This is a genomic window from Vibrio sp. 10N.222.46.A1 (assembly GCF_041473595.1).
In the GTDB taxonomy this organism is placed as follows: Bacteria; Pseudomonadota; Gammaproteobacteria; order Enterobacterales; family Vibrionaceae; genus Vibrio; species Vibrio tasmaniensis_A.
On sequence record NZ_JBFRSN010000239.1, the window covers coordinates 1 to 9,370 of the forward strand.

Consider the following 9,370-nt stretch of genomic DNA (forward strand, 5'->3'; position numbering starts at 1 on the left):
GGTTAATTCTTTTTGGGTAACTGATCTGGGTCAATTTTTTTCACACTGTGAAATAATATACTCAGTCCTGAAAGCAATTTACTAAGAACGTTGTTGTTTGAGGTTAAAAGCAAGCAGCGAAATTAATAAAAAGTTTTTAATATTTATTATTTTAGGAGATCCACCATGCCTGTAACTAACTTAGCGGAACTTGATGCTCTAGTAGCACGCGTTAAAGCAGCACAAGAAGAGTTTGCAACATTCTCTCAAGAGAAAGTAGACGCAATCTTCCGCGCAGCTTCTCTTGCTGCTAACCACGCTCGTATCCCACTTGCACAACAAGCAGTTGCTGAATCTGGAATGGGTATTGTTGAAGATAAGGTTATCAAAAACCACTTTGCATCTGAATTTATCTACAACAAATACAAAGACGAAAAAACATGTGGCATTCTTGATGAAGATGAAAGCCTAGGCACAATGACTATCGCTGAGCCTGTAGGTATCATCTGTGGTATCGTTCCAACAACGAACCCAACTTCTACAGCAATCTTCAAATCTCTAATCTCTCTTAAAACACGTAACGGCATCATCTTCTCGCCACACCCACGTGCAAAGAACTCAACTAATGACGCAGCGAAGCTTGTTCTAGACGCAGCTGTAGCAGCGGGTGCACCAAAAGACATCATCGGTTGGATCGACCAACCATCTGTAGAGCTTTCTAACGCGCTGATGAAGCACGACGGTATCGCACTTATCCTTGCTACTGGTGGTCCAGGCATGGTTAAAGCAGCATACTCTTCTGGTAAGCCTGCTATCGGTGTTGGTGCTGGTAACGTTCCTGTAGTTATCGATGAAACAGCTGACATCAAACGTGCAGTAGCATCTATCCTTATGTCTAAAACATTCGATAACGGTGTTGTATGTGCTTCTGAGCAAGCTGCAATCGTAGTTAGCGAAGTATATGACGAAGTTAAAGAGCGTTTTGCTTCTCACAAAGCTCACGTTTTATCTAAAGCTGACGCAGATAAAGTACGTAGAGTTCTTCTTATCGACGGCAACCTAAACGCTAAAATCGTAGGTCAACCTGCTCCTGCAATCGCTGAAATGGCGGGTGTTAAAGTTCCTGCTGATACAAAAGTACTTGTAGGTGAAGGCCTTGGTAAAGTTTCTTACGATGACGAATTTGCTCACGAGAAACTGTCTCCAACTCTAGGTCTATTCCGCGCAGACGATTTCGAAGACGCTGTTGCTCAAGCAGTAACTATGGTTGAAATCGGTGGTATCGGTCACACATCTGGTCTTTACACTAACCAAGACGTAAACGCAGATCGCATCCGTTACTTCGGTGACAAGATGAAGACGGCTCGTATCCTAATCAACATCCCGACTACTCACGGTGGTATCGGTGACCTGTACAACTTTAACGTTGCACCTTCTCTAACTCTTGGTTGTGGTTCATGGGGTGGTAACTCTATCTCTGAGAACGTAGGTCCTAAGCACCTTATCAACAAGAAAACTGTAGCGAAGCGAGCTGAAAATATGTTGTGGCACAAACTACCTAAGTCTATCTACTTCCGTCGTGGCAGCCTTCCAATCGCTATGAGCGACCTAGAAGGTAAGAAACGCGCATTCCTAGTAACGGACCGTTTCCTATTCAACAACGGTTACGCAGACGATGTAGTACAAATTCTGAAAGCGCAAGGTATTGAAGTTCAAGTATTCTTCGATGTAGAAGCGGATCCAACACTGTCTGTTGTTGAGAAAGGCGCTGAAGCAATGAAGAGCTTCCAACCTGACGTAATCCTTGCTCTAGGTGGCGGTTCTCCAATGGATGCTGCTAAGATCATGTGGGTTATGTACGAGCACCCAGAAACTCACTTCGAAGAACTAGCAATGCGCTTTATGGATATCCGTAAACGTATCTACAAGTTCCCTAAAATGGGTAAAAAAGCTGAGCTAGTATGTATCACTACTACTTCAGGTACGGGTTCAGAAGTTACGCCATTCGCGGTTGTTACTGACGACAAAACAGGTGCTAAGTACCCGCTAGCGGATTACGAAATCACGCCAAACATGGCTGTTGTTGATGCTAACCTAGTAATGAACATGCCTAAGTCTCTGACAGCGTTCGGTGGTTACGATGCAGTAACTCACGCTCTTGAAGCTTACGTATCAGTTCTTGCGAACGAATACTCAGATGGTCAAGCTCTACAAGCTCTTAAGATGCTTAAAGAATACCTACCATCAAGCTACAAAAACGGTTCAGCAGACCCAATCGCTCGTGAGAAAGTACACAACGCTGCAACGATTGCTGGTATTGCCTTTGCGAACGCATTCCTAGGTGTATGTCACTCAATGGCTCACAAAATTGGTGCTGAGTTCCACCTACCACACGGTCTTGCAAACGCACTACTTATCTCAAACGTTGTACGTTACAACGCGAACGATAACCCAACTAAGCAGACTGCATTCTCTCAGTACGACCGCCCACAAGCACGTCGTCGTTATGCTGAAGTTGCTGACCACCTAGGCCTAAGCCAAGCTGGTGACCGTACTGCTCAGAAGATTGAACGTCTACTGACTTGGTTAGAAGAGCTTAAAGTTGACCTAGACATCCCACTGTCTATCCAGGCTGCGGGTGTTAACGAGTCTGACTTCATCGCTAAACTAGACGAGCTAGCTGTTGAAGCGTTCGATGACCAGTGTACAGGTGCTAACCCACGTTACCCTCTAATCACTGAGCTTAAAGAAGTTCTAACAACGTCTTACTTCGGTAAAGCATACGTTGAAGGTGAAACTTTTGAAGGTACGACTGTAATTTTGAAGAAAGCTGACCAAAAGCCAGCTGAAGAAAAAGCAGCACCAAAAGCTAAAAAAGAAAAAGCTAACGCATAATAAGTAAGCATTAGTTTGAGATAGGTTTTCGCTAGCACGATACTTATCTATCGGGAAATTCAAAGCCCCAACCGAAAGGTTGGGGCTTTTTTTATGTGAATTGAAATAGGTCTATTTTTTATTATCCATTTACACCTCTGCAGACGCTTACACCTCTGCAGACGCTTACACCTCTGCAGCTACAACCCGTCCACTAAAGTAATCATTAGAGACAATGTATTCCGTTGTTCTGGTCAGTTCGTCTTGCAGCTGTGCCCAGTGACACCCATTGAGCTTGCCTTCGGAGTTATGAACAGCAGGGACAACACCGCCGACTCGAATACCAAATGGCGTCAGCTCTTTCGCCCAGCTATGGGTAAAGCCGGTAATCATGGAGTTTGCGCTCTCTAAGCCTGACACATCATGAAAGTCATCGTGAGATATTACATTCACAATCACGCCTTCTTTGTCTTGCTCTCGTAATCTCTCTGCACTGATTTGCCCAAATGCGAAAAGGGTCGATGCCATAGCAGACAGATCATTGATAAAGCTACTGACAGGCTGATCGCCAATTAGACTAGGCATTGGGGAACTTATCCAATTGTTGACCAGAACATCGGGCGTCGTGTTGAAGGTGGTTTGAATAAAATCATACACGCTGAGGATAGCTTGGCTGTCATTCCCTTCGAGCGTGTAATGGTAAACAGAGTCGGAGAAGCGGGCACATTGTAAATAAGTCGCCTGAAGTGCTTTTGCGTCTTTATCACAAAGGATGACAGTGGCTCCAAGGTTAACAAAGTGATTCGCAATCGTTCCTCCCAATCGCGAGCCGGCAGATGTTACCAATATAATTGAGCTTTTTATTTCCATCCCAGTACCTAAGCAAATCGTCCATGTTGGATAAGGATGGGTTAAATTTCATACAGCGGGTGTGAATTGGCTCAAACTAAGGTGTACCCATTGATAACTTTTTATGAACTTTGTGGCAGGTCACATTTTGCAGTAACTTCAAGTGTTAACCGACATCTCCGGTTTTGATGATGACCAAAGGTGATGGTTCATATTGCCTGCATCAATAATTAAAAAAGCGAGATCGAACAAAGAGTAGTCGCGAATATTGAGCGAGAAAGAGGAAGGCTAGGCGGCGGCTATACTTGCGCCTGAATCTGATACTGACGTTGAGCTGTCGACAGCTCGTTGTAGAGCGTCGCATTTGGTAAATCAGGTAACTGTTTACTTGCCAGTTTACGCCGGTCATGACCAGAAAGGTTTTGGTAAACCTCTTCAGGGAAGTCGGCGGTATCTTCTGGCATGAAAGCAAGTGCTTCAGGCTTCAAGTAGTGGCTTAGCTTGGCGCTGGCAAGGCTAGCTTGATGAAAGTGATTCGATTGTTGCGCTGAAATTTCATACGACGATTGGTTTGAACGCAGTTGTTGCGGTTCTGCTACGCCAAATTGCTTACGTAGGCGATCTTCAGTCGTTTTAGTGACGTCAATGGTGTCGATGGGAGTACAGTCGCGAACATCATTAGAAAACATAGATAACAGCAACGCAAAATCTGCACGGCGACCTTGCTCAACCGCTTGGCTGATCCCGATGCCGAACTTCAGTTCGTTGATGATTCCTGCTTTGTCTAAAGTATGTATTTGCATGCTGCCTCTCATTGGATACACCTTTAACGGCATGGAGTTGGCAAACTTTAGAGTTTAATTACAGCCAAATAACGAATTTATGTAGGGCGATTGAGAAAGGTAAGAATAGGTTGAAAAGTCGGCTCGATCTGCTAGTTCGTTTCGCAATGTTCTCATTGATTAGAATACGACAGATACAAAAAAGCTCACGCCGAGGCATGAGCTTTCAATAGATAACTCGCTATAAATAGCGCAGCGTAAGTAATAATTACTTAGCTAGGTTTTCTTCTACGAAAGACCAGTTTACTAGGTTCCAGAATGCTGCCATATAGTCAGGACGAACATTGCGGAAATCGATGTAGTAAGCGTGTTCCCATAGGTCAACAGTTAGAAGTGGAGTAACACCTTCTTCTGTTAGAGGAGTCGCAGCGTTAGAGGTGTTAACGATGTCTAGAGAACCGTCAGCTTTCTTAACTAACCAAGTCCAAGAAGAACCGAAGTTGTTGATTGCTGAATCAGTGAATTTCGCTTTGAATTCTTCGAAAGAACCGAATGCAGCGTTGATCGCTTCTGCAACAGCGCCTGTTGGTTCGCCGCCTGCTTTAGGAGCAAGACAGTGCCAGTAGAACGTGTGGTTCCAGATTTGAGCAGCGTTATTGAAAACACCACCAGTAGAAGTCTTAACGATTTCTTCTAGTGTTTTGCCTTCAAACTCAGTACCTGGGATAAGACCGTTTAGCTTAACAACGTAAGTGTTGTGGTGCTTACCGTGGTGGAAATCTAGCGTTTCTGCTGAGATGTGTGGTTCTAGCGCGTCTTTCGCGTAAGGAAGAGCCGGTAGTTCAAATGCCATTGCTCAATTCTCCATTGATATGAAAGAGTTAACTCTTTCGATTGCTTCCAGTGATATTATTATTCATGGCTCGCTATATTGCCAACCACGGTCAATTTGCGGACTTGCGATATAGTTTAGCAAGTTTTTACTTTATTAAAAGCTTAATTCATCACTTTTGTGTGAATTGTTAGCTTAACTGGTTAACCTCTTTTTTTATATGGTTTTTATTCTTTTGGTTTGGGGTAGAATAAAGGCAATGAAAGCCGTAATCCATTAACGAGGAAGCAATGGAAACTATCGATAAAATCAAACAGCAAATTGAAGAAAACACTATTCTACTGTACATGAAAGGTTCTCCTAAGCTACCTAGCTGTGGTTTCTCTTCTCAAGCGTCTCAAGCGCTAATGGCATGTGGTGAAAAATTTGCTTACGTAGATATCCTACAAAACCCTGATATCCGTGCAGAGCTTCCAGCTTACGCACAATGGCCAACGTTCCCACAACTTTGGGTTGAAGGTGAGCTAATCGGTGGTTGTGATATCATTCTTGAGATGTTCCAAAAGGGTGAGCTTCAGCCAATCGTTAAAGAAGCCGCTGCTAAAGTAGCTGGCGACGACGCTGAGTAAGCTTTAGGCCTTGGTGCTTAAATATTGAATGGAAGGGGCCTTAATTAGGCTCCTTTTTTCGTTTGAATGGTTCAACAAAGACTCGATAAGGAATGAACAATGAACGTAAAACTTCATTATGTGCATGATCCAATGTGCAGCTGGTGTTGGGGCTACAAGCCAACGCTTGAGTTATTAAAACAACAATTGCCAGCGAGCATTGAGTTTAGCTACGTAGTCGGTGGTTTGGCTCCGGATTCTGAAGAGCCGATGTCAGAAGAGATGAAAGGCAAGCTTCAAGCGATTTGGAAGCAGATTGAAGCTAAGCTGGGTACGGAATTTAATCATGAGTTTTGGACTGAATGCCAACCAGTTCGCAGCACTTACCCAGCGTGTCGTGCAGTGATCGCTGCTGGCTTTCAAGATCACTACGAAGCAATGCTTGAAGCGATCCAACACGCTTACTACCTTCGTGCGATGCTGCCTCATAGCCAAGAAACGCATTTGCAGTTAGCTCAAGAGCTAGGGATGAATGTACAACAGTTTGAAAATGACCTTTCTAGTAAGCTATTGGAAAGCGAGTTAGATGACCAGTTAGGTTTTAAAGAAGCGATGGGTGTGCATTCTTACCCAACCTTAATGCTTGAGGTAAACGGTATCTTTAGCGAAGTTGAATTGGATTACCATTCAACTGAAGCGACGCTCAAGTCTATTCGCGAAATTCTAGTGAATAACGCTCCCGCTGTATAATCCAGCGAGAGCTGTCTGTATTGACGCAATAACCTCTAAGGCTTACTCATAAGAGTAAGCCTTTTCTTTTGTCTGACGTAGTTGGTTTATCTCCTCTGTAAACCGTTCGAATGTGTTAGTTGCTTCCGAGATTGATGCTTCAATTTCTGATTCGACTTGATCTAATTCTGTGGCTTCGGTTACTAGGCCGTTTGCTTGTGCTTCAATGATTGCGAGCGGAGAAGCCATCGCGTCACATGCCACCATTTTAGCGGCACCTTTGAGTCGGTGTGATGTGGTTTTTAGTCCCTTATATTCCTTATTAGCCCACTGCGCTTTTATCTGTTCATTATCTGCAATAAAACTTGCGGCAAACTCGTCGAGTAAGGTCATCACCACATCGTGATCTTCAAATAGATCGTAGAGTGCGGTGTAGTCGATGATGGGGCTATTGGTCTCGTTGGGTGAATCTTGAGGGACAGTGGGGTCAACATCTTCGATTGTCTCTGAGTTGTTATTTTCTGCCGATTCCGCAAAGCTCTGTTCAATGCCTTGGAACAGCATCGAAAACTCATTGGTTTCTTGAGCTGCAGGTAAAGCGTTTGACGAAGAGCTTGTGTCCTGATTTTGCGAGTCTGGCTTTTCTGCATCAGAAATATCGGTTTCAAGCGTCGGATCTAAATCGTGGATTGCGGGTAGCCATTTTTCAATGGTCAGCTTCATTTGCTTAATGGAAACAGGTTTAACTAGGAAATCATCCATGCCGTGTGCATAACAGTTGGCATCTTCACCCTGAACCGCATTCGCCGTCAACGCGACGATAGGCAACTTTTGAGTTTCTTGATTTAGTTCTTCATTGCGTTGTTCTATCTGACGAATGCTTGAGGCAAGCGTGTAACCGTCCATCTCCGGCATATGGCAATCGGTGAGAAGCAAACCATAACGTTTATTTTTTAAAGCATTCAGCGCTAGCACTCCGTTATCGAAAATATCAGCGTGGACACCAATACTCTCGAGCTGCTTGGCGATGACTTGCTGATTGATCGGGTGGTCTTCCGCAACAAGAATCAGTCGGCCATTACTCTCGGCTTGTTCGCGAGTCTCGATGGCGATAGGCGCTTTGGTTTCGTTGTCTAATGATGAGATTAGATTGTTGTGACTGACGGGTTTCGTTAAAACATGAACAAGGTTATCGGGCAGCAGCGGATTCACCGATAAGCACCAAGAGTTACCTAAAGGCTCTGGTGAGAGCATTGGGTTTTGGTTGATTACGGTGAAGCGTGTTGAACCCGTATGCTGCTGAATCCAAGCATCGCTAATCGCCAGTTGTTGCCAAACCGACATCGCGACAAAGATGTGTTTGGGCTGATGTTTGACGACCATCTCTTTGAGTAGGTGCTTTTGATTAATGTGCAGAACTTTTGGTTCAAGATCGAAGTGTTTCAGATATCGACACAGCTCTTTTTGTTGCAGAACGTAGCCGACGACGTATACCTCGTTTGAGTGATTACCGACATCTAGCTCAATAGAATTCTCACCCTCTGAAGGAAAAATCAGCGTTTGTCGTAGAGCCAAAGCGTTGCTTACTGCATGTTCAGGAGTACAAGTTGGGAGGGTAACGGTAACAGTAAAGTGGCTGCCTTTTCCTTCTTCACTCGACAGTTCTATGTTGCCATCCATCTGTTCTATCAATTTCAAAGCGATAGACAGTCCAAGCCCTGTGCCACCAAAACGGCGGCTAGTGGTTTTGTCGACTTGTTCAAAAGGTTGGAACAAGCTTTGTTGTCTGTCTTTCGGGATGCCGATGCCCGTGTCGGAAACCGTGAGGCTAACTTTCTGCTGATGTTCGTTCTGTTCAATCACATCAATATGCAATGAAATAGTGCCATGTTCGGTGAACTTAATCGCATTGTTAAGGAAATTGTTTAGAATCTGATGGAGTCGTATATCGTCTGCAAACAACCACTGAGCGAGGTTTGGGTCTTGCCAATAGTGGAAGGCTAAGCCTTTTTGCTGTGCATGAATGGATTGCGGTTGCACGATACGGGCAAGTACTTTGCCGAGCTCAATTTCGGTCGGGTTAAGATCCAATTTTCCGGCTTCAATCTTGGAGTAATCGAGTACGTCATTAACGATGTGCAGTAAGTTCCGAGCTGACTGATTCAATCCACCGTGTAAGTTCAGTAACTCTTCACTCAGCTGATGTTCCTGCATTAATTCCAACAGCCCTAAGATCCCACTAATCGGGGTGCGAACCTCGTGGCTAATGGTCGCTAAGAATTGCGACTTTGCAGCCGTTGCACTTTCTGCTTTTTGGCGTGCGTTGTCTAAAGCTTGCTGTTGTTTTTTTAGTAGGGTGATGTCTGTTATCACCGTATTCCACTCAATGGTTTTGCTGTTCGATACTTGGCTATTAAATTTCACCCATTTAGTTTGACCTGATTCTAACTGCATTCGCTGTTCATTTTCCCAATGCCCGGTTTCAATAGCTTCGAGCATACTGGTTTCAAACTGGGGCAAGTCATCTTCTGAGATCAGATTAAACAGGTGTTGAGGGTGCTCTTTTACGTTATCCACGGATAAGCCGAACATATCGCTTACACCTGCACTGACAAAGCTAAACCGGATATCTAAAGGCTGTCGAGGGTGCGTTTGAATATGTTTAAGCACGACCCCATCAATGTTGTCGGCCAGCGTTTGCAAATGGGCTTCTGCTG

The 9,370-nt window shown here is 44.4% G+C and carries 7 protein-coding genes; 3 read left to right on the forward strand and 4 right to left on the reverse strand.

Translation table 11 applies throughout. From position 1 onward, the window contains the following. The first annotated feature begins 165 nt into the window (after positions 1–165). Positions 166–2,874 (forward strand): bifunctional acetaldehyde-CoA/alcohol dehydrogenase, encoded by a 2,709-nt coding sequence (gene adhE, locus AB4496_RS08060; protein WP_009848718.1) that lies wholly within the window; start codon positions 166–168, stop codon positions 2,872–2,874. Positions 2,875–3,039: 165 nt separating this feature from the next. Here adhE and AB4496_RS08065 read toward each other — a convergent pair whose 3' ends face one another. The 3 genes from AB4496_RS08065 to sodB all read right to left on the reverse strand — a co-directional run bounded on the left by AB4496_RS08065 (position 3,040) and on the right by sodB (position 5,337). Then, entirely contained in the window at positions 3,040–3,723 is a 684-nt protein-coding gene (locus AB4496_RS08065; RefSeq protein ID WP_009848717.1) for an SDR family oxidoreductase, read from the reverse strand. A gap of 278 nt (positions 3,724–4,001) precedes the next feature. Beyond that, on the reverse strand, positions 4,002–4,505 hold the full coding sequence (locus AB4496_RS08070; protein ID WP_009848716.1) for a VC2046/SO_2500 family protein: 504 nt from the start codon (positions 4,503–4,505) through the stop codon (positions 4,002–4,004). 247 nt (positions 4,506–4,752) lie between these two features. After that, a complete protein-coding gene (sodB, locus tag AB4496_RS08075; RefSeq protein ID WP_004734050.1) occupies positions 4,753–5,337 on the reverse strand; it encodes a superoxide dismutase [Fe] in 585 nt (194 codons plus the stop codon). 269 nt (positions 5,338–5,606) lie between these two features. Between sodB and AB4496_RS08080 the strand changes: the two genes are divergently transcribed. After that, positions 5,607–5,945: a Grx4 family monothiol glutaredoxin gene (locus tag AB4496_RS08080; protein ID WP_009848715.1), complete on the forward strand. Its 339-nt coding sequence runs from the start codon at positions 5,607–5,609 to the stop codon at positions 5,943–5,945. Positions 5,946–6,044: 99 nt separating this feature from the next. Then, on the forward strand, positions 6,045–6,674 hold the full coding sequence (locus tag AB4496_RS08085; protein ID WP_009848714.1) for a DsbA family protein: 630 nt from the start codon (positions 6,045–6,047) through the stop codon (positions 6,672–6,674). 42 nt (positions 6,675–6,716) lie between these two features. Here the strand turns inward: AB4496_RS08085 and AB4496_RS08090 are convergent. Further along, a partial coding sequence (locus tag AB4496_RS08090; protein ID WP_372130798.1) for an ATP-binding protein occupies positions 6,717–9,370 on the reverse strand: 2,654 nt, incomplete at its 5' end.